This window comes from Bradyrhizobium sp. SMVTL-02 (assembly GCF_051853005.1).
Taxonomy (GTDB): domain Bacteria; phylum Pseudomonadota; class Alphaproteobacteria; order Rhizobiales; family Xanthobacteraceae; genus Bradyrhizobium.
Window position 1 is genome coordinate 5,384,372 of record NZ_CP182469.1, and the last position, 23,669, is coordinate 5,408,040.

Below are 23,669 nucleotides of genomic sequence, written 5' to 3' on the forward strand. Positions count from 1 at the left end.
TTTACTTACGTGTGTGCTTGGAAGCCCTCCGGACTACTACGGGTCGCGGAGTTTCTTCGTCAGCGCAAACGCTAGATGCACCCACGCGCGATGTAAACTCGCCTGACATGATGCGCGTCGATCTCAGCTAATGTCTTAGCGATCTCCCTCAAAGGAACAGCGGAGCGTTAGCTCCGCCGCGCTATCCTCATCAGTGATCTTGCGCTATGAAACTAGCGCAGCAGCTGCAGCACGCTCTGCTGCGACTGGTTGGCCAGCGACAGCGCGGAGACCGCGATCGACTGGCGGGTCGAGAGCGCCTGGCTGTTGGCCGCTTCCTCGTTGGTGTCGGCGAGCGTCAGGTTGGACGAGCCGGTTTGCAGCACGTTGATCAGGTTCTTCGAGAAGTCCTGGCGCACCTGCACGATCGAGAGGTTCGAGCCGAGCGCCGAGCCTTCCGAGCGCAGCGTGCTCGAGGCCGCATTCAGGCTCGCCAGCACCTTGTTCGTGGCACCATTGTCGATGAAGTCGACGCCGTTGACGAGGTTGCTGAGGCCGAGGCCGGCCGCGTTGAACACCACGCCGTTGATGCTGAGCGTCGAGCTGCCGGTCTCGTTGAAGACCAGCTTCAGCGTGTCGCCGTTGAGCAGGTTGACTCCGTTGAACGAGGCGTCCTGCGATGTGGTGTCGATCTGCGCCAGGATATTGTTGAACTGGTTGACCAGATTGGAGCGCGCCGTCTGCGCCACGGGATCCTGGATCGGCGGCTGCGCGGTGGTGAAGGCAACCGTGCTGGTGATCGTGCCGCCGACGACACCGCCAGCAGTCACCGAGCCGAGCGTCGAAGAGGCGTATTCGTTGACGGTGGTGATCGTGAGCACGCCGTTGGCGTCGATCGTCGCCGTCAGGTGGTTGGCCTGAAGCTGGTTGTTGAGCTGGTCGAGCGTCTTGACCGTGCCGTTGGTGCCGTCGCCGAAGGTGACGTTGACGGGCTTGCCGCCGTTGAAGGAGGTGAAGGTCAGCGTCTTGCCGGAAATGCTGCCGGGACCCGGCGCGCGGCCTGCGGTAAAGGCGGTACCCGTGCCGGTGGGACCGGTCAGCCCGAACGCGGACAGCGCGTTGCCCGTTCCGGTGATCGACAGATCGGCGGTGGTGCCGGTACTGAGCTTGAGCGCACCATTGACGACCGAGGACAGCGACGAACCGCTCGCCGCGACCACGGCGCCGGCGCTGACGATGCCGGCGCCCGAGGCCAGGTCGACCGCGTTGAGCGAATCCTGAACGGTTGCGCCCTGGAGATAGACGATGGAGTTGCCGTTGTTGTCGGTGACCATGTTGCCGATCTTGGTCGACCCCGTCGGAGCGGCAGCAGGGACGGCCGCGTTCTTGAACGTGACCGTCTTGCCGTCGACGTTGAGCGTGGAGCCGTCCTGAACGAGCGTGCCCAGCGTAGCTGGGGCGGTCAGACGCGCCTTGGTCACGTTGACATTGCCGGAGCCGGTCGCGGTGGTCAGGCCCAGCGCCTTGAGGAAGTCGGCCTTGCCCGTGATGCTGAGATCGGCGCCGGTGCCGGTGGTGAGGGTGAGCTGGCCGCCGGCGATGGCGGCGTTGGCGCCCGAGGAGTTCGACAGCGTTGCGGTGCCGCCCGTGATCGCCGCGGTTTGCACGCCGCTAGCAAGATCGATCGCGTCCATCACGTCCTGGACGGTCGCAGCCGGAGCGGCGTTTGTTCCGAGGTAAACCGTGGAGTTGCCATTGCCGTCGGTCACAACGTTGTTGTTCTTGCCGGAACCGGCTGGAACGTTGGCGACCGCAGGCGCGGCCCCCGCCCTGAAGGTGATGGTCTTGCCGTCGACAATCAGCACATCGCCGTCGGACGGCGCACCGTTCGCCGCGATCGTGGTGGCGCTCGGCGTACCGAGCAACTTGAGATTGGCCGCAAGACTTGCCGCGTTACCGGCGCCGTCGGGAGCGGCATTACCGGTCAGGGATTGCGAAATGCCACCGAGCGTGGTCGCGCCGGTGATCGGAGTCGTACCGCCCGCGGTGCCGTTGGTAACGACATTGCCGGTCGCCGTTGCATAGGTATAGCTGGTGGTGCCGCGCAGATCCGCCGGCGTCGCGCCGGGGATCGTGGTCGAGATGTTCGACTTGGTCGAGTAGCCGACCGTGGTCTGGAGCGCCTGGTTGGCGATCGACTTGGCGCTGTCGATCAGCTTTTGCAGCGAGGTGATGCCGGTGTTGGCGGCCTGGAGCACCTGGACGCCGTTGTTGATGCCATCAAGCAGGTTGCTGATGTCGCTCGCCCGGTTGTCCAGCCCCTGCGCGGTGAAGAAGTTGGTCGGATTGTCCAGCGCCGTGTTCACTTCTTGCCGGTCGAGAGACGCGACTGGGTGGTGGCGAGCAGGTCGGCCGTTGATTGCAGCGACAACAGGTTCTGGCGAACTGACGCCGAGAGAACGATGTTGGACATTGGCGGTCTTCCTTTTGAACCGTAAACGAATCGGGCTCGCCGATCTGGAAAGCGGGCTTTTGTCGAGTTTTAGGGGCTGTCCTTTAAAGTATGGTTAACGACGACTTAAGGGAAAGGGTTAATGCCGGGTTAGCGCCCTCCCCGCACTGGAACCCAGGATTTACGGAGCCGCCAGGGAACGCAAAAAAGCGGCGGGGCCGAAGCCCCGCCGCTCTCTTTTGTGTCGTTATTTCAGCCGCTTATTAGCGGAGCAGCTGGAGCACGCTCTGCTGAGATGTGTTGGCCAGCGAGAGCGCGGAGACTGCAATCGACTGGCGCGTCGACAGCGCCTGGCTGTTGGCCGCTTCCTCGTTGGTATCCGCCAGCGTCAGGTTGGACGAGCCGGTCTGCAGCACGTTGATCAGGTTCTTGTTGAAGTCCTGACGCACCTGCACCACCGAGAGGTTCGAACCCAGGGTGGAGGCTTCCGAGCGCAACGTGCTCGAGGCAGCATTGAGGCTCGCCAGGACTTTGTTGGTGGCCGAGTTGTCGATGAAGTCGGTGCCCTGCACCAGCGCGGCGAGACCCAGACCCTTCGAGTTGAAGGTCACGCCGGTGATGTTCAGGCTCGACTTGCCGGTCTCGTCGAACACCAGCTTGAGCTGGTCGCCGTTGAGCAGGTTCACGCCGTTGAAGGACGAGTCGACCGAGGTCGTGTCGATCTGCGACATGATGTTGTTGTACTGCGCCACCAGGTTGGAACGCGTGGCTTGGGCGACCGCGTCGACGGTCGGCGTCGTCGCGTTGGTCCAGGTCAAGGCGGTCGTGATCGTACCGCCGATCACGCCGCCTGCGGCAACCGAGCCAATCGTCGATGAGGCGTAATCGTTGATGACGGAGACCGTGAGCAGGCCGTTGGCATCGATCGTGGCGGCCAAATTGTCGGCCTGCAGCTTGGCATTCAGCTGGTCCAGAGTCTTCACCGTACCGCCGGTGCCGTCGCCGAATGTGACGTTGACCGCCGTACCGCCGTTGAAGGAGGTAAAGGTCAGGGTCTTGCCGGAGATGCTGCCGGGAGCTGCGGCACGACTCGCGGTGAAGGCGGTGCCCGTACCGGTCGAGCCGGTGAGGCCGAGCGCGGACAGCGCATTGCCGGAACCGGTGATCGACAGATCCGAGTTCGCACCCGTCGAGATGTGCAGCGCGCCGGCGACGATCGAGGAGTTCGTCGCACCGGTGGCGGTCTGCAAGGTCGCCGTGCCCGAACTCACGGACTTCACCGACTGCACGCCGGTGGCGAGATCGACCGCGGTCAGCACGTCGGCAACCGTCGCCGCCTGCAGGTAGACGATCGAGTTGCCGTTGCCGTCGGTCACCACGTTGCTGCCGGTACCGGCAATGCTGGAGCCGGTCGGAACGTTGGCAGCCGCCGGAACCACCGCGTTCTTGAACGTGATGGTCTTGCCGTCGACGTTCAGCGTGGAGCCGTCGGCGATCAACGTGCCGAGCGAGGCCGAGGTGGTGGTGCGGGTCGCCGAGACCGTGGCGTTGCCGGAGCCGGTCGCGGTCGTCAGACCGAGGGCCTTCAGCATGTCGGCCTTGCCGGTGATGTTGAGATCGCCGCCGGTCGAGGTCGTGAAGGTGATCTTGCCGGCGGCAATCGCCGCCGCAGTGTTGCCGGCCGGCGTGCTGAGCGTCGCAGCGCCCGCGGCGACGACCGCATTCTGGGCACCGCTGGCGAGATCGATCGCGTTCAAGAGGTCGCCGACGGTTGCGGACGTGGTGGTCGTGCTGGTGCCGGTGTAGACAATCGAGTTGCCATTGCCGTCAGTGGCGATGTTGCCGGTGACACCATAGCCTGCCGGCGCAGCCGCAGCCGCCGGGACCGCAGTCGCCGAGATGGTGATGGTGTGGCCGTTGACCGTCAGCGTGCTGCCGTCGGTGAACTTGGTGTTGGCGCCGGTGGTCAAGCCGGAGGCCGCATCGAACAGCTTGGTGGCCGTCGTGATCGCGGCAGCCGAGGTGTCGTTGACGGCGGTGACTGCCTGGAAGGTTGCCACCGTGCCACCCAGCGTGGTGCTGGCGGTCGCGGCCGTTGCACCGCCGGCGGCGCCGGAGAACAGCACGTTCGACAACGCGCTGGTGCTCGAATAGGTCGTGGTGCCGCGCAGGTCGGAGGCCGTCGCGCCGGCGATCGTGGTGGAGACGTTCGACTTGGTCGAGTAACCGACCGTGGTCTGGAGCGCCTGATTGGCGATCGACTTGGCGCTATCGAGCAACTTCGACAGCGAGGTGATGCCGGTGTTGGCGGCCTGCAGCACCTGCACGCCGTTGGCGATGCCGTCGAGGAGATTGTTGATGTCGCTGGCGCGGTTGTCGAGCGACTGGGCCGTGAAGAAGTTGGTGGGATTATCCAGCGCCGTGTTCACCTTCTTGCCGGTCGACAGACGCGACTGGGTGGTGGCGAGGAGGTCGGCGGTGGACTGGAGAGAGAGCAGGTTCTGGCGAACCGACGCAGAGAGAACGATACCGGACATAACTCTTACCCTTCTGGTTTACGCGTCTTCTTTCGATCGCTTCGGATCGAGTGACGGGCACAGCCTGAGGGGACATGGCTAACAAAGGGTGAAACCTGCTCGCGCGCCGTAAGCGCCGGTTCACCATAACGCTGCGCAAGCGCGTCGAAATCGATGACGATCGATCTGAAACTCTTCACTTTTTTGGCGTTTGCTCCCCGTTAACCATAACCGACGGTTACTTTTTCAGAGCCGCCAGACCACCTCTCGAACGGTTACGCAAAAAGAAAGCGGCGGGGCCGAAGCCCCGCCGCCATGACTTGATTGCGATGTCGTCAACTATTAGCGGAGCAGCTGGAGCACGCTCTGCTGCGACTGGTTGGCCAGCGACAGCGCGGAGACCGCGATCGACTGTCGGGTCGACAGCGCCTGGCTGTTGGCCGCTTCCTCGTTGGTGTCGGCCAGCGTCAGGTTGGACGAGCCGGTCTGCAGCACGTTGATCAGGTTCTTGTTGAAGTCCTGACGCACCTGCACCACCGAGAGGTTCGAACCCAGGGTGGAGGCTTCCGAACGCAGCGTGCTCGACGCGGTGTTCAGCTTGGCCAGCACCTTGTTGGTCGCCGAGTTGTCGATGAAGTCGGTGCCCTGCGCCAGCGCGGCGAGACCCAGACCCTTCGAGTTGAAGGTCACGCCGGTGATGTTCAGGCTCGACTTGCCGGTCTCGTCGAACACCAGCTTGAGCTGGTCGCCGTTGAGCAGGTTCACACCGTTGAACGAGGCGTCCAGCGAGGTGGTGTCGATCTGCGTCATGATGTTGTTGTACTGATTGACCAGGTTGGAACGAGTCGCCTGGGCAACAGCATCAGCAACGGGCGCAGTCGCGTTCGACCACGTCAAGGCCGACGTGATCGTGCCGCCGATCGTGCCCCCGGCACTCGCCGAGCCGATCGTGGAGGAGGCATAGTCGTTGGTGGCCGAGACGGTGAGCAGGCCGTTGGCATCGATCGTGGCAGTCAGATTGTTAGCCTGAAGCTGCGTGTTGAGCTGATCGAGCGTCTTGACCGTGCCGCCGGTGCCGTCGCCGAACGTGACGTTGACCGCCGTGCCGCCGTTGAAGGAGGTAAAGGTCAGGGTCTTGCCGGAGATGCCGCCGGAGGCCGCAGCGCGGCTCGCGGTGAACGAAGTGCCCGTACCCGTCGAGCCGGTGAGGCCGAGCGAGGACAGCGCATTGCCGGTGCCGGTGATCGTCAGATCCGAGTTCGCACCCGTCGAGATGTGCAGCGCGCCGGCGACGATCGAGGAGTTCGTCGCACCGGTGGCGGTCTGCAAGGTCGCCGTGCCCGAACTCACGGACTTCACCGACTGCACGCCGGTGGCGAGATCAACCGCGGTCAGCACGTCGGCAACCGTCGCCGCCTGCAGGTAGACGATCGAGTTGCCGTTGCCGTCGGTCACCACGTTGCTGCCGGTACCGGCAATGCTGGAGCCGGTCGGAACGTTGGCAGCCGCCGGAACGACCGCGTTCTTGAACGTGATGGTCTTGCCGTCGACGTTCAGCGTGGAGCCGTCGGAGATCAAGGAGCCGAGCGAGGCCGAGGTGGTGGTGCGGGTCGCCGAGACCGTGGCGTTGCCGGAGCCGGTCGCGGTCGTCAGACCGAGGGCCTTCAGCATGTCGGCCTTGCCGGTGATGTTGAGATCGCCGCCGGTCGAGGTCGTGAAGGTGATCTTGCCGGCGGCAATCGCCGCCGCAGTGTTGCCGGCCGGCGTGCTGAGCGTCGCAGCGCCCGCGGCGACGACCGCATTCTGGGCACCGCTGGCGAGATCGATCGCGTTCAAGAGGTCGCCGACGGTTGCGGACGTGGTGGTCGTGCTGGTGCCGGTGTAGACAATCGAGTTGCCATTGCCGTCAGTGGCGATGTTGCCGGTGACACCATAGCCTGCCGGCGCAGCCGCAGCCGCCGGGACCGCAGTCGCCGAGATGGTGATGGTGTGGCCGTTGACCGTCAGCGTGCTGCCGTCGGTGAACTTGGTGTTGGCGCCGGTGGTCAAGCCGGAGGCCGCATCGAACAGCTTGGTGGCCGTCGTGATCGCGGCAGCCGAGGTGTCGTTGACGGCGGTGACTGCCTGGAAGGTTGCCACCGTGCCACCCAGCGTGGTGCTGGCGGTCGCGGCCGTTGCACCGCCAGCGGCGCCGGAGAACAGCACGTTGGTCAGTGCGCTCGTGCTCGAATAGGTCGTGGTGCCGCGCAGGTCGGAGGCCGTCGCGCCGGCAATCGTGGTCGAGACGTTCGACTTGGTGGAATAGCCGACCGTGGTCTGGAGCGCCTGATTGGCGATCGACTTGGCCGAGTCGAGCAGCTTCTGCAGCGAGGTGATGCCGGTGTTGGCAGCCTGCAGCACCTGCACGCCGTTGGCGATGCCGTCGAGGAGATTGTTGATGTCGCTGGCGCGGTTGTCGAGCGACTGGGCGGTGAAGAAGTTGGTGGGGTTATCCAGCGCCGAGTTCACCTTCTTGCCGGTCGACAGACGCGACTGCGTGGTGGCGAGGAGGTCGGCGGTGGACTGGAGAGAGAGCAGGTTCTGGCGAACCGACGCAGAGAGAACGATACCGGACATACTGTTACCTTTCTGGTAGCTACGCGTCCTGTCTGACCGAGATTGATCAAACGACCGGCGGACGGTGCCTCCGAGCCTCTAACAATCCGTGAAATGAAATCGCCGGTTTGTCCGCGTCGCGCCCAAAGCGCCTTCTTGCACGCTTGCAGTGCAGCTCTTTGCACCGCTCAAGCCATTGACATCCTTACACTCTTCAACGCGAGCGCAAATCTTTACGACCCGTTAACCACATTCAGCAAGGATTGGACCCAAATCAGGGCCGGCAGTTGTCATTCACTGCGCCGCGCGCCGCTCGTTACAAAAGGGTTGATGGAGAACAGGCATGGCTCTCAAGGTCGAGCTCAAACCGCACGAACGCATCATCGTCGGTAACTCCGTGATCACCAACACGGACCAGCGCGCCCGTCTTCTGATTGACGGCGAGAACGTGCCGATCTTGCGCGAACGCGACATCCTGACGCCGGAGACCGCCGACACCCCCGCCAAGCTCGTCTATCTGGCGGTCCAGCTGATGTACATCTCGCCGGATCCGCAGACCCAGCACGGCACCTATTTCAACCTCGTGCGTGACATCGTCACCGCAGTGCCGAGCGCCTGGCCGATCATCGAGGGCATCAACAACAACATCATGAGCGGCGACCTCTACCGGGCGCTCAAGGAGGCCCGCAAGCTAATCGCTTATGAAGACAAGCTGCGCGACCAGTACGAGGCCACGCATCCGAAGAGCGATATCAAGAGCGACGTCAGCTCGGCCGCCTGAGCGCTTCGCGCATCTGAAAGCAAAACGCCCCGGACCAGGTCCGGGGCGTTTTGACTTGAGCGATCTTGATGTCACTGCGCCGCGATTGGCGGCGCCTCGACCTGGATCACGCCGCCGCCGCGCTGCGCACCGAACTTGACCACGGCCGCAACCAGCGCATCGATATCCGTCTCCTCAGTGCGGTGATTGACGATCGCGGCACGGATCGCGAACTTGCCGTCCAGCGTCGTGCCCGAGGGCGCGGCGATGCCGGACTCCTGGATGTCGGCGACGATCTCGCGATTGAACGCATCGCCTGAGCGATAGCGGAAGCAGACGATGTTGAGATTCACCGGCGCCAGCAATTCCAGCCGCGGTTCGGCCAGCACGCGCGCCTCCAGATATCTGGCGAGCGCGCAGCTTCGTGCGATCACCGCACCCAGCCGGTCGGTGCCGAACGTCTTCAGCGTGAACCAGGCCTTCAGCGCCCGGAAGCCGCGCGACAGATCGGGACCGAGATCGCACGGCCAGACCGCACCCGCCGCCAGCCCCCTCGCCTCGCGGCTCAGATAGGCCGCCGGCTGGGCGAAGGCCTGTCGATGCCGTTCGCCATCGCGCACCAGCAGGAAGCCGGCGTCATAGGGCACCTGCCCCCATTTGTGGAAGTCGAGCGCAATGGAGTCGGCGAACTCGATGCCGGCGAGCAATGGCGCCAGCTCGGGAGAAAGAATTGCGAGCGCGCCAAAAGCGCCGTCAACGTGAAACCAGAGACCTTCCTCGCGGCACAGCTCCGCGACCGCCCTGAGATCGTCGATCGCACCGACATCGACCGTGCCGGCGGATGCGACCACCAGGAACGGCTTGAAGCCGACCTCGCGATCGGCCGCGATCTGCGCGCGCAGCGCGGCGACATCGATGCGATGATCGGCGTCGACGTCGATCTTGCGCAGCGCATCGGTGCCGAGCCCGGCGATGTCCATCGCCCTCGGGACACAGCCATGCGCGGCCCGCGACGTGTAGGCCGTGAGCAGCGCACCATCGTTGCCGATGCCGTGCTGCCGCGCCAGCGTGCCGAGCGTAGCGCCGCGCGCCACCAGCACCGCCATCAGATTGGCCATCGACGTGCCCGTGACGAAGATGCCGCTCGCTTCTTCCGGGAAGCCGAACAGGCTGCGTATCCAGTCGACGATCTGGCGTTCGACCTCGACTGGCATGTGGTCGCGCCCGCCGAGATTGGCGTTGAGCCCAGCGGCAAGCATCTCCGCAACCATGCCGACAGCCGTGCCGCCGCCATGCACCCAGCCCATGAAGCCGGGATGAACGTTGCCAGTCGCATAGGGCGCGACATGCTCGGCGAATTCGCGATAGACCTCCGCGAGATCGCTTGCCTCGCGCGGCACGTCGGACTTGATGGCCGCGCGGACCTCGTCGGGGATCGGCTGCCAGACGGGGCGCGCGCGGACGTTGGCGATGCCGTCGATCGCCTCGTCGAGCATGCGATGGGCGAGCGCGCGGAATTCGCTCCAGTCCTGCGGATCGAGCGAGGTGTACGTGACGGAGCCTTGCGTGTTGCGGATGATCTCGTTCATGCGGCGCTCCCCTCGCCCGCCTTGGCGTGCCGCGACAGCATCGCCGTGAACGCGGCAAAGATCTTGCGCATCTGCGGCGGCTTGTATGGAAACACGGCGGGCGGATCCATGTTGTGCACGACGGCGGTGTTGTCGGCCTCGAACACCAGCAACTCGCCTTTCTGGTTCTCGGCGCAGTCGACGATGAAATAGTCGAGGCCGACGCGCCGGCTCATCTCGTCGAGCGCATTCCTGTGGCGCGCCGCGAAGGCGTGATCGAAGTCCTGCATGAAGACGGCCTCTTCAGCGCGTTTCTCCTCGCTGAACGCCATGTAGGCGTTGAGATACCAGATGTCCCAACGATCGGCGACCGCCATGTGACAGGCATAGGGCTCGCCGTCGACTATGGTGAGCCGGATCTTGCGAAAGAGCCCGTCGGGGCTCGCGTAGTTGACGAAACGCGCGACGAAAAAGTCCTGCTCCTGTCGTTCGACCAGATAGGCCTTCAGCGCAGCTGCATCGTCGACCTTCGCGAGCCCGACGCCGGCGTGCGTGCCGCGCGGCCGTACGATCATTGGAAAGTGCAATTCGTCCGTAATCTCCGCGCAAGCGATTCGTCCCTCCGAGAGAGCCGTCAATTGCGCACGGGTCGCGTTGGCGGTCACGGGAATGTCGAGACCGGGGATATCAGCCAGCAACCGATACAGCTTGTCGCGATCGAGATTGCCAATCAGCTCGGGACGATTGAGCAGCGGCCGCGGCCAGCGCGGCGCGGCCTGTTCCATGACGGCGAGCGCCTCGCGGCATTCCGCGGAATCGGAGGCGACCACGATGGCCACGTCATGATCGGGCAACGTCTCGGGCAGGCCGACGCCCTTCACCACGTAGAGCGTCAGCAGCTCGATGTCGGAGCCTTCGAGCAGGAACTCGATCGGGGTATTGCCGCCCATGTCGATATCGGCCGCGAGCGCAAGCACACGCATGCGTGGTTTGGCAGCCGCGCAGGGCGTGCGAAACAATTGATGAAAGGCGAGCACCTCGGTCTGGATCACGAGGCCGGCCTCTTTCTCGCCGAGCAGCTGGGCGATCAGCGACAGATCGAGGCCCTCGCCTGCCTCCGCGGTTCCTTCCGCGATCCGCGCCAGAAGCTTCTCACGCAACGGATGCAGATTGCCGCCCTCGAAAGCCCGGCGCGTCAGCTGCGCAAAGCCGATACGGTCGGAATAGGCTGGCGGGGCGGCGCCGTTCGGCGCGGAAACAGGATTCAGCATCTTAGGCCTCGAGCACAAACTTCCCCGGCACAGCCGTGGCACCGTCGAGCAGCAGCTCGATCTTCACCAGCACGTCGGCGACGCGATCGAGGATATGCTGCAAATTGCGTTGCGACTGCGCGGCGTCCGCCGACCAGGCTTCGGTGACGAGCCGCGCGCCGACACACAGCCGCAGCAATCCTCGCTTGCCGTCCGCCCGCTCGAGCCGTACCGGCTGACCGACCAGGCAGCGTTGTGCGGCGACCTGCCGGTCCGCCGCGCTGCCGCCGATGTCGTTGCTCATGTCGCGCGCCAGAGCGCGATGCACGGCGCTGGTGTCCGCGATGGGGACTAGCTTGCCGTCGCGGAGCAGCGTGAACGGAAAGATCGTGGCGGCTGCGAATTCCTCGTCATCCACGCCGGCCTGCCCGGACGGATTCGGAACGGCTTGAAGCGCCGGCGACAGCGCGATCATGCTGTCGATGCCGGAGGCGAGCTCGGCCAGCGCCCCGGCGCGGAAAGCGCCGGGCACGGCATAGTAGTTGCCGATCTCCGACAGCGCCGCCTCCCAGCGCAGCCATTGGCCGAAATTCGGCCGGCGCTCGAAGCGCGAGCGCAACGCCGTCCAGGCCGTTGGCCAGTCGCAGCGGCCGGCATAGTCGAAGATGCCCGGCGCCATCGCGCCGATCCGATCGATCGACCGCGCCAGGCCCTTCGGCACCAGCAGCGCGCCGCTGAAGGCGGGACCGCCGAAGAATTTCGAGCCGGTCATCAGCACCATGTAACCGCGCTCGAGATAAGAACGCAGTCGCCCGCGACCGAGTCGCGCCTGGCAGGCATCGACGACCACCTGAACCTTGCGCGGCCAGCGCCGCGCGATCTCATCGAGGCAGGCAGCACTCGGCGCGCGCCAGCCGAGTTTTGACGAATCCATGATATGCAGAAGAACGCAGCGGCCTGGCGCGAGGCTGTTCTCGATTGCTCGCATTACTGCAGCGTCGGCATCGGCGCGCATCGCGATGTCGGCCGTGGCGTGGTCGAGCAGCGGCACCGCAATGCTGTCGCCGGCAAGCCCCGCCACCTCGCCGTCCTTGCGCACCGCGAAGCCGCTCGCCGTCAGCGAGCTGAAATGGCGCCCGCCCGCAGTATGGGCCGTGCCGCTGCCGGTCTGGTCGGCGCCGACCACGATCGTCACCGGCGGCGCGCCAAGCACCACGCGCGCCAGGAACAACGCGTGGAGCTGGGAGTCGGTGCCCGACGGCGAGAACACGATGTCGACGTGCGGCGGAAGCTGGAGGTGCCCGCGCAGCTCCTCGCGCATGCCCTCGCAACGTGCGTCGAAGGCGACTTCGACCTCCTCGAACAGGCATCTATGCATCAACTCTTCGCGCGCCAGCGCGGCGCGGTCATAGGCTCGTTGCGAGATCGTGGACGCGGTCGACGAGGCGAAATTCCAGATCTCCGGCTCCGGCGATGGCGCACAGCCATAGGCGTTGACGCGGTCGTCCAGATCGAGCGTCAACCGGGGATCGCCGCCCGAGACCAGCAGCGTGTCGAGCGGCGTGAAGAGATCGCGCAATCGATAGCGCGAGCCGGCGTCGGACGCCCGTTCGATGTCTGCCGGACGGGATGCGCCGGTGCTCATCCCGAAGCGCTCAGGCCGCGTCGGCCGCCGCCGCAGGCGCCGGCGCGAATTGCGAGGCGATATCGCCGTGGAACACCGACGGCCCGACATGGTCGAGCGAGCTCTGGATGTCGGCCCAGATCTCGCCGCCGATATCGGTCCAGCGCTTGCAGAAGGCGAAGTCCTCGGAGAGATAGGTGCCGGTCCCGGGATCAATCATGCATTCGAACAGCGCGAACCGGTTCTGGCTCGCCGCCAACGTGTCGTGCGAATGCTCTCGGAAGAACTGCAGGTTCGCATAGTCCGGATGGCGGCACATCGCCTCCAGCACGTGACGCCGGATCATCAGGAAGCCGGTGCCGGCATAACGCACGCGGGTAAAACCATTGACCACCACGATGCGGTCGGTATCCTCGATCTCCAGCACGTAGTCGAGCGAGGCGGCCGGCACGTCGGCTCGACCTGACTGGATCGCACGCGCCGCCTTGTCCCAGTTGACCCGCTTGATGGGATAGCAGCCCGCAACGACGTCGGCGCCGCATTCGATCAGCCGGAACACCTGCTCGGGCTTGAAGCCGATATCGGCGTCGACGAAGAGGAAATGCGTCGCCTTGGGATCGTCCAGGAACATCGCAACCAGATTGGCCCGCGCCCGCGTGATCAGTGCATCGCCGTCGCGCAAGTGCACCTTGAGCTCGAGATTGGACATGCCGTGCACGGCGCGCTGAAGCGCGAAGATCGAGCTCGCATAGATGCTCGACACCTGCCCGCCGAAGCAAGGCGTCGCCACCACCAGCTGCATCTTGTCAGACATCGACAGCTCCGCCCCGCTCAAATCCTCACCAAGAGGTAAACAGGCATGGTTAACGGCGTCTTAACGCATCCTTACAGGAACTTGACGAGCGAGAGCTGCGCGAGTTTTGAGGTGGTCTGGTAGGACGCCTGAAGCGCATTCTGGAGCGCCAGGATCTCGCTCGCGACCTGGTCGGGCGAGGCCGATTCCGCCTGGTCGACGATGGTCTGGAGCTGCGCCTTGGCCTGGGTCTGGCGCGTGGTCGCGTCCTTCATCGTGTTCTGGGCCATCGCGATGTCGGTCTGGATGTCCTCGATGCGCTGCTGGCCGGGCTGCTGGGTCAGCGCCTGCGTCACCCGCAGGCTCAGCGCCGAGACCTGCCCGCCGGAGTACTGGCCGGTCGGCGAGGTCGAGAAGGTCGCGAAAACGGCGATCGCCTGCAACTGGCGGCGGATCGCGTCCTCGTTCGCCTGTGCGCCATACTGCACCGTGACGGCATCGTCGACCCGCGCCATCGCGGTGGAGCGCGGCGAGCCGGGCCCGTCATTGCCGAGGTACCATTTCACGGTGTTGGCGGAGCCGTTCACCAGCGTCGTCGCCGAGCTCGCCGGCGATGAGCCGACGCGCAGCGGCGGCTGCGTGGCCGTCACCGGTGTCGCGCTGAAGCCGAGCGAGCCCAGCGCGCTCGTGTTCGAGCTCGTGATGTTCAGGCCCGCCGCATCGTCGGTGTTGATCGTGATCGCGCCGCCATGGACCGTCGACGGCTTCGACGTCCCCGTGATCGCGTCGATCTTGCTCAGCAGGGTCTGGATGCTGTCGGTGACGTTGAGCTGGTTGCCGGTCGCGCCCGAGCCGACGAAGGTGAGCGTAGTGCCGTTGACGGTGATGGTGTCGCCGGCGACGAAGCCCGGCGAAATCGAGTCCGAGGGGCTGGTGCCGGACAGCGCCGTCGCCCCGCTGATCGGTGCGGACGGAGCCGCCTGGTTGGTCTTGGGGGCGCCGATCGCGGAGCTTGCGGTGTTGAAGAAATTATCGCCGGCGGTCACGGCCGACGCCGCGACCAGCGAGGTGTTGGAGAGCTTCTTGATCGCCGTGTTCAGCGCCGTGTTCAGATTCGCCGCCGTGTTGTTGGGGTTGACCGGGACGCTCGCGTCGATCGCAAAGCTGCCGAGCGGCGTCGGCGTCGCCGAGGACGCGGTCAGGTCGATCTGCTCGGTGCTGCCGTCCGGCAGCGTGAACTGGATGCTCAGCTTGTCGCCGTTGTTTGGATTGTTTCCGTTCAGATCGACCGAGAACGACACCGGCGAGCCGCTCGGGCCGGTGACGGTCGCGCCCGTCAGCGTCGAAGACACCGCCTTGATCTTGAGCCCGAACGGCGAGCCGGCAACGTCTTCCGACACCTGCACCGAGCTCGGCGTCGGCTGCGTCTGCACCAGGCGCCCCATGCCGTTGGCCCCCAAGTCGGCGGCCTGGCGTTCCGCCATCACGGTTTTGAAGCCGGCCTGCGTCGCGGTGCCGTTGATGATGTCGCCGGCGTCCGCAACGGACTGCGTGTTGACCGCCGTTCCCGAGAACAGATAGCGGTTGCCCGACTGCGTGTTGAGCACGCCGACCATCGAGCCGAACTGCGCGGCGGCGGTGTTCTGCGCGATCGTCTGACCGTTGACATTCAGATCCTGCGCGGTGTTGGCCGAGCCGGTCTGCACCGTGTTGCGGATCGTCGTCAGCGACTGCAGGGCGGTGTTGGCGAGGTTGATGTTGACGTTGACGTTGGTGATCGTGTCGGTATAGGCGGCGATGTTGGAGAGCTGCGCGCGCGAGGCGATCGCAAAGCCCTCGTTGGTGCCCATGCCGGAATAGTTCTGCGACAGCTTGCCGGTCGAGAGCTGCGTCGAGAGGTCGGTCAGCTGCTGATTGATGTTGCGGATCTGCGCGCCGAGAACCGACGAGGCGTAGTTGATGCTGCTGATCGACATGTTTCAGAGCCCTGTACCGGTTACCTTTGAGCCTGGATCAACGTGTTCATCATGCTCTGCACCACCGACATCACGTGGGCGTTGGCGGCATAGGCGTTCTGGAGCTGGATCAGGTTCGACATCTCCGAGTCCAGATTGACGCTGGAGGTCGAGTCGAACTTGGCCTGGAGCGTCGAGACGACGACGCTCTGGCCCTGCTGGAGCTGCGTGGCCTGGGTCGAGGCGTTGGCCTGGATGCTCAGGAACTGCTGGAGGTAGTTCGAGACGCTGCCGGTGAAGGGCTGGTTGGCCGAGCCGAGGCCGGTCGCCGGCGAATAGGAGAACACCGCATTGGTGAGCTGCGAATAGAGATAGTCCGAACGCGTGGTGTCGCCGGCGGGCGTCACCGGCGAGGTGTTGTAGACCGACAGCCGCGTGGGATCGCTGGCCAGCTGCGTGTTCACGGCGATGCGCCCGGCAAGACCGGTCATCTGCGAACCCGATGCCGTGGTCGTACCGGTGTAGAGCGCCTGCCCGCCATCGGTGAACACCGCCAGCTGCGGACTGCCCGAAGTCAGCGACGAAATCGTCTTGGTGGTCGAGGCCGAATTGACCTTGGCAAGGCCGCTGTTGTCGTCGGTGACCCGCAGCGTCGTGGCCGTTGCCGGCGACGGCGCCGCGGAGAACGTCAGGTGCGAGCCTGACAGCGCGGTATTGAGCGCGGAGGCGATTGCACCCATGCCGCCCGAAAAATTGACGCCAACCTGCATCGGGTTGGCGTTGGTGGCGTTCTGGAGCGGCAGCGCCGCCGGATCGGTCACGTTGACGAGCGTGATCTGGCGCTGGGTATTGGTCGCGGTGTCGGTATAGGTGATGTTGACCGTATTGCCCGGCAGCGCGCCGGCAAGGTCCAGGTCGAACCCGGCGGGCGGGCCCGCGACCTTGCTGCCGGCCGTGGTCTTGTCCGACAGCGCGCTCGACATCGTCGCGGCGAGCTGGTCGATCTGGGTCTGCGCCTGCACCAGCGTCTGGTCGCGCAGCTTCAGGTCGGCCGCGATCTGGCCTGAGGAAACCACATTGTTGGCGACGACGTCGATCTGCGAGCCGTTCGGCAGCCTGACGTTGAATGCGCCGACGCCGGACTTGGCGGGATCGCTGTTGTAGAGCGAGGTCGCCGACAGCGCGCCGGCCGAGGCAAAGGTGAATTGCGAGGCGAGCCCGGCGCCGACGAGCTGGATGCCGGTTGTGGTGTAGATGTTGGACTGGTTCGAACCGTCGGTGGTGACGCGGACGTCGACATATTTCGACAGCGTGTTGATGGCCTGGTCGCGCTGGTCCATCAATGTCGCAGCGGAAGGATCGTTGGCCGACAGGCCCTGGAGCTTGGTGTTGATGTCGGCGACCTTCTGCATCGCTGCGTTGGCCGCCTGCGCCGAGGTGCCGAGATCCTGCTCGACGTTGGAACGCAGCGACTGGATGCCCTTGGTGGCGACGTTGAGCTGCTGCGCCAGCGCCTGCGCCGCGGCCAGCGCTACAGTCTGTGCCGACGATGCGCCCGAGCTCGTCGACAGCGCCTGCAGCGCGGTGGTGAACTTGTTCAGCGCGCTTTCGAGCGTGCCGTTATTGCCGGGCGTGCCATACACACTCTGAAGCTGCTTCAGAATATTGGCCATCTGGTCGGCATAACCGCTGCCACCGGTCTCGGTGCGCAACTGGTTCAGCACATAGGTGTCGAGTTCCCGGCTGACGCCGGTCGTCATTGCCGTCGAGCCGAAGTCGCCGGTGGTGACCTCGATCTGGTTCGCCTTCTGGACGACGTAACCCGGCGTCTGCGAGTTCGCGACGTTCGAGGAGACGATCGAGAGCGCGGCCTGGTTGGCACGCAGACCGCTCATCGCACTGGCGAGGGCTGAACTCAAACCCATGTCACTAGCCGCCTTTGGTTACATCATGCGCCGATCAGCGCAACACGTTCAGGAGGTCCTGCACCATCGAATTCGCCGTCGTGATCACCTTCGTGTTGGCCGAATAGGCCTGCTGGGTCACGATCAGCTTGGTGAACTCATCGGCAATGTCGGTGTTGGAGCCTTCCAGCGACGAGCCGCTGATGGTGCCCGAAGCGCCGTCGATCGCAGGTCCCGATTGCTCGGTCGCGGCATAGGCGCCGCCGTCGAGGGCCTTGAGGTAGTTGGTGCCGTTGAAGTGCGACAGCGAGACCTGCGCGAGATCGAGGTTCTGGCCGTTGGAGAAGGTGCCAACCACGAGGCCGTTGTTGTTGACGGCGACCGAGCGGAGCTGACCCGCGGCGTAGCCGTTCTGGGTGATGGTGTTGATGGTCACCGCGCCGCTGGTGCTGGCATATTGCGTCAGCCCGCCCGAGGAGATGTTGAAGGCGACCGAGCCGAGCTGCTGGCCGCTGACGCTGACGTTGTTGATGGTGACGCCCGAGCCGCTCGGCGAGGTCAGCGAGCCGTCGGCGGCGAAGGTGAAGGCCTGCCCGGTATTGACCCAGCCGACCGTCGTGCCGGTCGCATTCGGATCGGTCTGGTAGAACAGGTTCCAGGTGTCGGAATGGCCGGTCCCCAGCGAGGCACTGTCGGTCTTGGCCCAACGCAGCTGCAGGTTCACCGGCGTGCCCGCGGCGTTGTAGGCGGTGACCGCTCCGCCGCTGATCGATTCCTTGGTGAAGGTCGCGATGTCGTTGCCGATCACGGTGCCGGTGCCGGCCGTGCCGCCGCCGCCGCGGTTCTTGGAGATGGATGACGTGAAGCCGAGCGCCGCGAAGGCGGTGCTGTTGTTGCTCGTCACCGTCAAGGTGGGATTGGCGATACCGGTATTCAGGGTGATCACGCCGTTGCTGATCGAAGAACCGCTCGCACCGCTGAGCGTGTCGATCCTCTGGAGCAAGGTCGCGATGTCGTCGGTGATGTTGATCTGGTTCGGAGCGACAGCACCGGAGGCCACGAAGGTGATCGTGTTGGCGGGTGCCGTGCCATTGACCTGAATCGTGTTGCCGACCACGAAAGGCGTCGAGAGGACTTCCGGCCCGCCGGCTGTGGCGGTGCCGCCGAGTTGTGTGGCGCTCGTAATCGCGGGCGTGGACAGCACGTTGCCGCCGCGCGTCACGCTGCTGACGCCGAGCAAGCTTGCCGCAGTGCCGCCGATCGTGATGTCGGCCGTGGTGTTGGTCGTGATCTGGATGTTGCCGCCGGCCGTCATTGTCGCGGTGGCGGGGGCGCCGCCGGCGCCCAGGGTGATCGCATTCAGGATGTCCGACATCTTTGCGCCGGTCGGCGAGAGCAGGCCGATCGTGGTCGTGCTGCCGACCGTCGAGGCGCCGGAAACGGTGGCGTCGAAGTTGATGGTCTGGCCGTTGACCGTCAACGTCTTGCCGGCCAGGTTGGTGAGAAGGCTGGTGTTCAGATGCGGGGACACGGCGGAATCGAGCGACGTCGCGCCGGTTGCCGCCGCCGAAGCGCTGTCCAGCAGCGCCACCGAGCCGGTCGCTGTCGTTGCCGTATAGGCCGAGCGCAGATTGCCGGTGGCCGCCGCACCCGAGATCGTCGCATTCGTATAGGGCGGCGGGGGCGTGCCGACGATCAGCGGGTTGGAGGCGAAATCGGACGGGTTCAGGCCGCCGGCCGCCAGCAGCGTGCCGCTGGCCGCGGTCGAGCTCGCCGCCGTGTTCGGCACGCTCGGCAGGTTCGCGGCGTACTGGATCGAGGTCGTCGCCTGCGCCGGGATGAAGTTGTTCTGGAATTTCAGGACCGTCGCCACGTTGCCGGTCGGGTTGCCGGTCTTGGGATCGACCGTGGTGCCCATCAGATAGTAACCGGCGCCGTTGACCAGGTTGCCGTTGGCATTGAGCTGGAAGTCGCCGCGCCGTGTGTAAAGGGTTACGCCGCTGAACTGCGGCAAGTTGTCGACAACGCCGGTCGCCTTCTGGATCGAGAAGAAGCCGTCGCCGGTGATCGCCATGTTGGTAGCGACGGTGGAGGACGAGATCGTGCCCTGCGTGGTGATGGTCGCCTTCGCGTTGGCCGTCACGCCGCCCGCGACCTGCTTGCTCGGGACCGAGGCGTCGGGAATGAGATCGACGAAGCTGGTGCCGATGCCCTTGTAACCGGTGGTGGAGGAGTTCGCGATGTTGCCGGAAATGTTCTGCAGCGCATAAGACTGCGCCTGCAGGCCACCCACCGAGGTGTTCATTGCATCGAAGATACCCATAACTTTGTCTCCAAATCCGATCCCGGCGGCCGGTCGACCATGGCCGCAGTCGGAAGAGACAGTCGCAAGGGCCATGCCAATGCGGGTATCTTCAGCAAATCAATGACTTAAATAGAAACGCCCCGGTCAGATGACCGGGGCACAATTGCCGGGCCGGCAACAATTGCCGGGATCCCAAAGCGTTTTCGAGCGAAGTGGGCACCGATTCGCGTGAAGAAAACGCGTCAAATAAAAGGCCCTTACGTCGCCGACGCCGCAGCCGGGTGGAAAACCAGCCCGAAACCGTCGATGCAGTAGCGCAATCCGGTCGGCTTTGGACCGTCGTCGAAGACGTGGCCGAGATGGCCGCCGCAGCGCCGGCAATGCACCTCGGTGCGCACCATGCCGTAGGTGCGGTCCTCGGTCTTGCCGACATTGCCCTCGATCGGCTGGTAGAAGCTCGGCCAGCCCGTGCCGCTCTCGAACTTGGTCTCGGACGAGAACAGCGGCAGGTCGCAGCCGGCGCAGGCGAAGATGCCCTTGCGATGCTCCTTCAGGAGCGGGCTGGAGCCCGGCCGCTCCGTGCCGTGATTGCGCAGGATCTCATATTGCTGCGGCGTGAGCTGGGCACGCCATTCGGCCTCGGTCTTGGTGATCTCGAACGTTTCCGCGGCCTTCTCGCCAGCCTCGGCAGGTGATCCTCTCAGCCAGCGGAAGGCCGAAAGGCCGAACAGGCCGGCCACAGTCGTCAGCAGGATGCGGCGGTCAAACATATCATTCTCCGTGCGCGGGGAGTCCACGCCCTGAGATACGGGCTCTAATGGCCGACGTTACACTTCGGGCGGAGGATTTCTCAACTTATTGCGAGACGCCCTCGTCCTGGACAGCCGGTTCCGCAGCCCGTTTCACGTCTTGGGCCGCATGTTCCGGCGCCGGCGCTGGCCGCGGCCGCACCCCCGGCGGCGGACGGCGCGGTCCGGTGCCGGCGGCCCGGTTGGCTTCGGCCAGACGGGCCTCGCGCTTCCTGTCCTTGACCCTGGCACGTTCGCGGTAGCGGGCCAGCGAGCCCGCGGCGGCGGAACTTGCCCTGCCCCAGATGCCGACCAATTGGCCGGCAACACGGCCGGTCGCCCCGCCAGCCCAGACCAGCTCGAACGGCGAGAACAGCTTCCAGCGTTCATCGCCCCACAAAATGCTGCGCACGATCAGCTGTCCGGCCATCGCCGAGGTGTTCATGCCCTGGCGGCCGAACCCGCTCGCCACCCACAGGCCTTTGCGCAACTGGCCGATCTGCGGCATGCCGTGCACGGTCTGGCCGGTCGCGCCGCCGAACGTCTCGGTGATCTCGACGTTGCCAAGCTGGGGAAAGATCGTGCGGATGCGCCGCTTGATGCTGCCTGCAAAACGCTGCGGTCGCACGGCCCAGGTGGTCTCCGGGCTCTCCCACATCAGGCGGTCGCCATCGACGATGCGAAAATGGTCGACGCCGTCGGAGTCCATCACCGATCCCTTGAAGGCGATGATCTCGTGCAGGAGCTCGCCGAGCGGCGCGGTGATGCCGGCATAGCGCCAGACCGGCAGCAGCGTCTCCGACAGGCGCCGCAAGGGCGCGCCGAGATGGATGTTGCCGGCCAGCACGATGTGGGTGGCGCGCAACCGCGCCGATGGCGTGACGATGCGCTTGCGGATGCCGGAATGATCGATGCTGACGACCGGCGTGTCCTCGAAGATGCGGGCGCCTGCCCGCCGCGCCAGTGCCGCTAGGCCGTGCACATATTTGCGGCCGTCGACCTGGAACGCCCTGGGGTAATGCACGCCGTGGAAGTAACGCTCGGTCTTCAGCGCCTCGCTGACGCGATCGACCTGCCAGCCCTCGACCTCGGTGTCGAAATCCTCGTTCAGCATCTGCAGCCGGCTGATCAGGCGGTCGCCGGCATCGACGTTGGAGACCTCCAGCACGCCGTCGCTCGGGGCAATCCCCGGTATGTTTTCCTCGGTGGCGTTGGCGCGAACGAATTCGGCCCCCTCCTTCGAGAGCGCCCACAATTCGCGCGCGTGCTGGAGACCGATGCGCTCGATCAGCTCTGTGAGCGGCAGCGCAAAGCCCGGCATCACGGTGCCGAGCTGGTTGCCGGAGGCATTCCAGCCGACATGACGGCCCTCGAGCACGACGACGCTGGCCCCGAGCCGAGCCGCCTCCAGCGCGATGGAGAGCCCCGCAAGCCCGGCTCCGATCACGCAGATGTCGGCGTCGAGTTCGAATGAGAGCCGTGTGCGCTCGCGGAAGCCGGCTTCGTCCTGGGACACGCTTGTGAAAGTCTCGCTCATGTCGTTTTCTTAGAGCATGATCCGGAAAAGTGTGCAGCGGTTTTCCGAAAAGATCATGCTGAAAACAACAACTTAAATCGCGATGACGATTTGTTCTGACTTCATCGCGCTTTAACGGTGCAACCGGGCGCCTGTCACCTTGTCCTCAACCGGCGCCTGTAGATTATCCAGGACGTGGAACGATTCGAGAATGCCATGCGCCGTTTGATGCTGCTGCGTCACGCCAAGACTGAGACTGACGCGCCAAGCGGCCGTGACCAGGATCGCCGCCTCGACGACCGCGGCCACAAGGATGCCGCCCAGATGGGCGACTGGATCGCCAGCCATCCGCCCTTCCCCGATACCGTGCTGGTGTCGCATGCCGTCCGGGCACGGCAGACCTGGGAGATCGCCTGGACGACGATGAAGGACCGCGTCGCGGCGCCGCAGGTCGAGGTCCTGCCCGAACTCTACGGCGCCGATCCCGCGCAGATCCTGGAATCCATTCGCACCGCAACGATTCCCGCCGATCCGAAGCGGTTGCTGCTGGTCGGCCACAATCCCGGCATGCACGAGATCGCCCTGATGCTGATCGGCGGCGGCGATCACGCCGGTGCCAAGGCGCTCGCCCACAACCTGCCCACGGCGGGGCTTGCGATCTTCGACTTTGACGTCAAGGATTGGGGGGACGTGGCCTACCGCCGCGGCAAGCTGGTGCTGTTCGTCAGCCCCAAGCTGCTTCGATCGGGCTGATCGCGCGACGTGCCGGCAAGACGTCCTGACCGGAAGACTGGAGGCGCAGATGTTCAAGTCCATCCTCGTGCCCATCGACCTCGCCGACACGGATCTCGCCAAGCCGGCGATCGCGACCGCGGCAACGCTGTCGCAGACCTGGAGCGGCACGGTGCGCCTGCTCAACGTGCTGCCGATGACGCCGGTGATGCTGGCCGAATACGTCCCGGCCGATTTCGACGAGCAGCAGCGCCAGACCTCTGAGGAGGCGCTCGCCATCGTCGCACGCGAATCCGGCATCGAGCCTGCTCGCATCTCCAGCGTGGTGCGCCAGGGCGGGATCTACCACGAGATCCTGGAAGAAGCCGTGCACATGAAGGCCGACCTGATCGTGATGACCTCGCACCGGCCGGCGATGCGCACCTATTTCCTGGGCTCCAACGCCGGGCACGTCGTGCGCTATGCCAAGTGCTCGGTGCTGGTGGTCAGGCACTGAGGGGTGCACCGGGCTCCGTCATTGCGAGCGGAGCGAAACAATCCAGAAATGCATCCGCGGAAAGACTCTGGATTGCTTCGCTGCGCTCGCAATGACGACGCGGAGAGGTTGTGCGTCACCATGCCCGGATCTGCCGGGCGTGGTGACAGTCAGCTCACAGATACCGCGACAGCTCGGCCTTGAACTGCCCGTAGACGGCGTCCTCGATCTGGCTGCGATTGATGCCGATGTCGCGCAGGGCGCGGTCGTCGAGCTCGTTCAGGGTCTTGATGGCGGAGCGGCGCTCCAGGCGGTCGAACAGCGCGTAGGCGGCGGTGGCGAGCGTTGCAAAAAATCCGCTCGAGGATGGGCGTAAACTCCGCCCGGCAGTTTGCGAGATCGTGGTCATGTTTCTTCTCCGGCGTATCGTTCCGCGCGGCGAAGCACGTGCCGTTGG

At 65.1% G+C, this 23,669-nt stretch carries 16 protein-coding genes; 3 read left to right on the forward strand and 13 right to left on the reverse strand.

The features are described 5' to 3' along the window. Window positions 1-212 precede the first annotated feature (212 nt). The 3 genes from ACNJYB_RS25785 to ACNJYB_RS25795 form a co-directional block, all read right to left on the reverse strand. Window positions 213-2,345 (reverse strand): DUF1522 domain-containing protein, encoded by a 2,133-nt coding sequence (locus ACNJYB_RS25785; RefSeq protein ID WP_439369268.1) that lies wholly within the window; start codon window positions 2,343-2,345, stop codon window positions 213-215. A 349-nt stretch (window positions 2,346-2,694) separates the two neighbouring features. After that, window positions 2,695-4,968 (reverse strand): DUF1522 domain-containing protein, encoded by a 2,274-nt coding sequence (locus ACNJYB_RS25790; RefSeq protein ID WP_439369270.1) that lies wholly within the window; start codon window positions 4,966-4,968, stop codon window positions 2,695-2,697. A 321-nt stretch (window positions 4,969-5,289) separates the two neighbouring features. After that, on the reverse strand, window positions 5,290-7,563 hold the full coding sequence (locus ACNJYB_RS25795; RefSeq protein ID WP_439369271.1) for a DUF1522 domain-containing protein: 2,274 nt from the start codon (window positions 7,561-7,563) through the stop codon (window positions 5,290-5,292). Window positions 7,564-7,885: 322 nt separating this feature from the next. Here ACNJYB_RS25795 and flbT point away from each other — a divergent pair, with 322 nt between their 5' ends. Further along, window positions 7,886-8,323 carry a flagellar biosynthesis repressor FlbT gene (gene flbT, locus ACNJYB_RS25800; protein ID WP_439369272.1) on the forward strand — a complete coding sequence of 146 codons (438 nt, stop codon included), beginning with the start codon at window positions 7,886-7,888 and terminating at the stop codon, window positions 8,321-8,323. Window positions 8,324-8,394: 71 nt separating this feature from the next. Here the strand turns inward: flbT and ACNJYB_RS25805 are convergent, their stop codons facing one another. The 9 genes from ACNJYB_RS25805 to ACNJYB_RS25845 form a co-directional block, all read right to left on the reverse strand. Next, window positions 8,395-9,891 carry a pyridoxal phosphate-dependent decarboxylase family protein gene (locus ACNJYB_RS25805; RefSeq protein ID WP_439369274.1) on the reverse strand — a complete coding sequence of 499 codons (1,497 nt, stop codon included), beginning with the start codon at window positions 9,889-9,891 and terminating at the stop codon, window positions 8,395-8,397. Then, entirely contained in the window at window positions 9,888-11,141 is a 1,254-nt protein-coding gene (locus ACNJYB_RS25810; RefSeq protein WP_439369275.1) for an ATP-grasp domain-containing protein, read from the reverse strand. Before ACNJYB_RS25810 ends, ACNJYB_RS25805 begins: the two co-directional genes overlap by 4 nt. Before the next feature lies 1 nt (window position 11,142). After that, the gene (locus tag ACNJYB_RS25815; RefSeq protein WP_439369277.1) at window positions 11,143-12,765 is read right to left on the reverse strand and encodes a hypothetical protein; all 1,623 of its coding nucleotides are present in this window, start codon (window positions 12,763-12,765) and stop codon (window positions 11,143-11,145) included. A gap of 10 nt (window positions 12,766-12,775) precedes the next feature. Next, window positions 12,776-13,558 carry a hypothetical protein gene (locus tag ACNJYB_RS25820; protein WP_439369279.1) on the reverse strand — a complete coding sequence of 261 codons (783 nt, stop codon included), beginning with the start codon at window positions 13,556-13,558 and terminating at the stop codon, window positions 12,776-12,778. Between the two features lie 71 nt (window positions 13,559-13,629). Beyond that, complete coding sequence (locus ACNJYB_RS25825) at window positions 13,630-15,513, reverse strand: flagellar protein (RefSeq protein ID WP_439369280.1); 1,884 nt, start codon at window positions 15,511-15,513, stop codon at window positions 13,630-13,632. A 20-nt stretch (window positions 15,514-15,533) separates the two neighbouring features. Continuing rightward, on the reverse strand, window positions 15,534-17,417 hold the full coding sequence (gene flgK, locus ACNJYB_RS25830) for a flagellar hook-associated protein FlgK (protein ID WP_439369281.1): 1,884 nt from the start codon (window positions 17,415-17,417) through the stop codon (window positions 15,534-15,536). A 34-nt stretch (window positions 17,418-17,451) separates the two neighbouring features. Then, complete coding sequence (locus ACNJYB_RS25835; protein ID WP_439369282.1) at window positions 17,452-19,719, reverse strand: flagellar hook-basal body complex protein; 2,268 nt, start codon at window positions 19,717-19,719, stop codon at window positions 17,452-17,454. Window positions 19,720-19,958: 239 nt separating this feature from the next. Further along, window positions 19,959-20,471, reverse strand: coding sequence for a peptide-methionine (R)-S-oxide reductase MsrB (gene msrB / locus ACNJYB_RS25840; protein ID WP_439369283.1), 513 nt, complete (start codon window positions 20,469-20,471; stop codon window positions 19,959-19,961). 85 nt (window positions 20,472-20,556) lie between these two features. Beyond that, the gene (locus ACNJYB_RS25845) at window positions 20,557-22,026 is read right to left on the reverse strand and encodes an NAD(P)/FAD-dependent oxidoreductase (protein ID WP_439369284.1); all 1,470 of its coding nucleotides are present in this window, start codon (window positions 22,024-22,026) and stop codon (window positions 20,557-20,559) included. A gap of 195 nt (window positions 22,027-22,221) precedes the next feature. Here ACNJYB_RS25845 and ACNJYB_RS25850 point away from each other — a divergent pair, with 195 nt between their 5' ends. Then, window positions 22,222-22,758 carry a SixA phosphatase family protein gene (locus ACNJYB_RS25850; protein ID WP_439369285.1) on the forward strand — a complete coding sequence of 179 codons (537 nt, stop codon included), beginning with the start codon at window positions 22,222-22,224 and terminating at the stop codon, window positions 22,756-22,758. A gap of 49 nt (window positions 22,759-22,807) precedes the next feature. Next, window positions 22,808-23,233 carry a universal stress protein gene (locus ACNJYB_RS25855; RefSeq protein WP_018642845.1) on the forward strand — a complete coding sequence of 142 codons (426 nt, stop codon included), beginning with the start codon at window positions 22,808-22,810 and terminating at the stop codon, window positions 23,231-23,233. 154 nt (window positions 23,234-23,387) lie between these two features. Here ACNJYB_RS25855 and ACNJYB_RS25860 read toward each other — a convergent pair whose 3' ends face one another. Further along, a complete protein-coding gene (locus ACNJYB_RS25860; RefSeq protein ID WP_439369286.1) occupies window positions 23,388-23,621 on the reverse strand; it encodes a DUF1127 domain-containing protein in 234 nt (77 codons plus the stop codon). Window positions 23,622-23,669: the final 48 nt, after the last annotated feature.

Excerpts from the sequence above, each read along its gene's own strand:
- ACNJYB_RS25790 (WP_439369270.1), bottom strand. The coding sequence starts at position 4,968 with ATGTCCGGTATCGTTCTCTCTGCGTCGGTTCGCCAGAACCTGCTCTCT.
- ACNJYB_RS25795 (WP_439369271.1), bottom strand. The coding sequence starts at position 7,563 with ATGTCCGGTATCGTTCTCTCTGCGTCGGTTCGCCAGAACCTGCTCTCT.
- flbT (WP_439369272.1), top strand. The coding sequence starts at position 7,886 with ATGGCTCTCAAGGTCGAGCTCAAACCGCACGAACGCATCATCGTCGGT.
- ACNJYB_RS25805 (WP_439369274.1), bottom strand. The coding sequence starts at position 9,891 with ATGAACGAGATCATCCGCAACACGCAAGGCTCCGTCACGTACACCTCG.
- ACNJYB_RS25810 (WP_439369275.1), bottom strand. The coding sequence starts at position 11,141 with ATGCTGAATCCTGTTTCCGCGCCGAACGGCGCCGCCCCGCCAGCCTAT.
- ACNJYB_RS25815 (WP_439369277.1), bottom strand. The coding sequence starts at position 12,765 with ATGAGCACCGGCGCATCCCGTCCGGCAGACATCGAACGGGCGTCCGAC.
- ACNJYB_RS25820 (WP_439369279.1), bottom strand. The coding sequence starts at position 13,558 with ATGTCTGACAAGATGCAGCTGGTGGTGGCGACGCCTTGCTTCGGCGGG.
- ACNJYB_RS25825 (WP_439369280.1), bottom strand. The coding sequence starts at position 15,513 with ATGTCGATCAGCAGCATCAACTACGCCTCGTCGGTTCTCGGCGCGCAG.
- flgK (WP_439369281.1), bottom strand. The coding sequence starts at position 17,417 with ATGGGTTTGAGTTCAGCCCTCGCCAGTGCGATGAGCGGTCTGCGTGCC.
- ACNJYB_RS25835 (WP_439369282.1), bottom strand. The coding sequence starts at position 19,719 with ATGGGTATCTTCGATGCAATGAACACCTCGGTGGGTGGCCTGCAGGCG.
- msrB (WP_439369283.1), bottom strand. The coding sequence starts at position 20,471 with ATGTTTGACCGCCGCATCCTGCTGACGACTGTGGCCGGCCTGTTCGGC.
- ACNJYB_RS25845 (WP_439369284.1), bottom strand. The coding sequence starts at position 22,026 with ATGAGCGAGACTTTCACAAGCGTGTCCCAGGACGAAGCCGGCTTCCGC.
- ACNJYB_RS25850 (WP_439369285.1), top strand. The coding sequence starts at position 22,222 with ATGCGCCGTTTGATGCTGCTGCGTCACGCCAAGACTGAGACTGACGCG.
- ACNJYB_RS25855 (WP_018642845.1), top strand. The coding sequence starts at position 22,808 with ATGTTCAAGTCCATCCTCGTGCCCATCGACCTCGCCGACACGGATCTC.
- ACNJYB_RS25860 (WP_439369286.1), bottom strand. The coding sequence starts at position 23,621 with ATGACCACGATCTCGCAAACTGCCGGGCGGAGTTTACGCCCATCCTCG.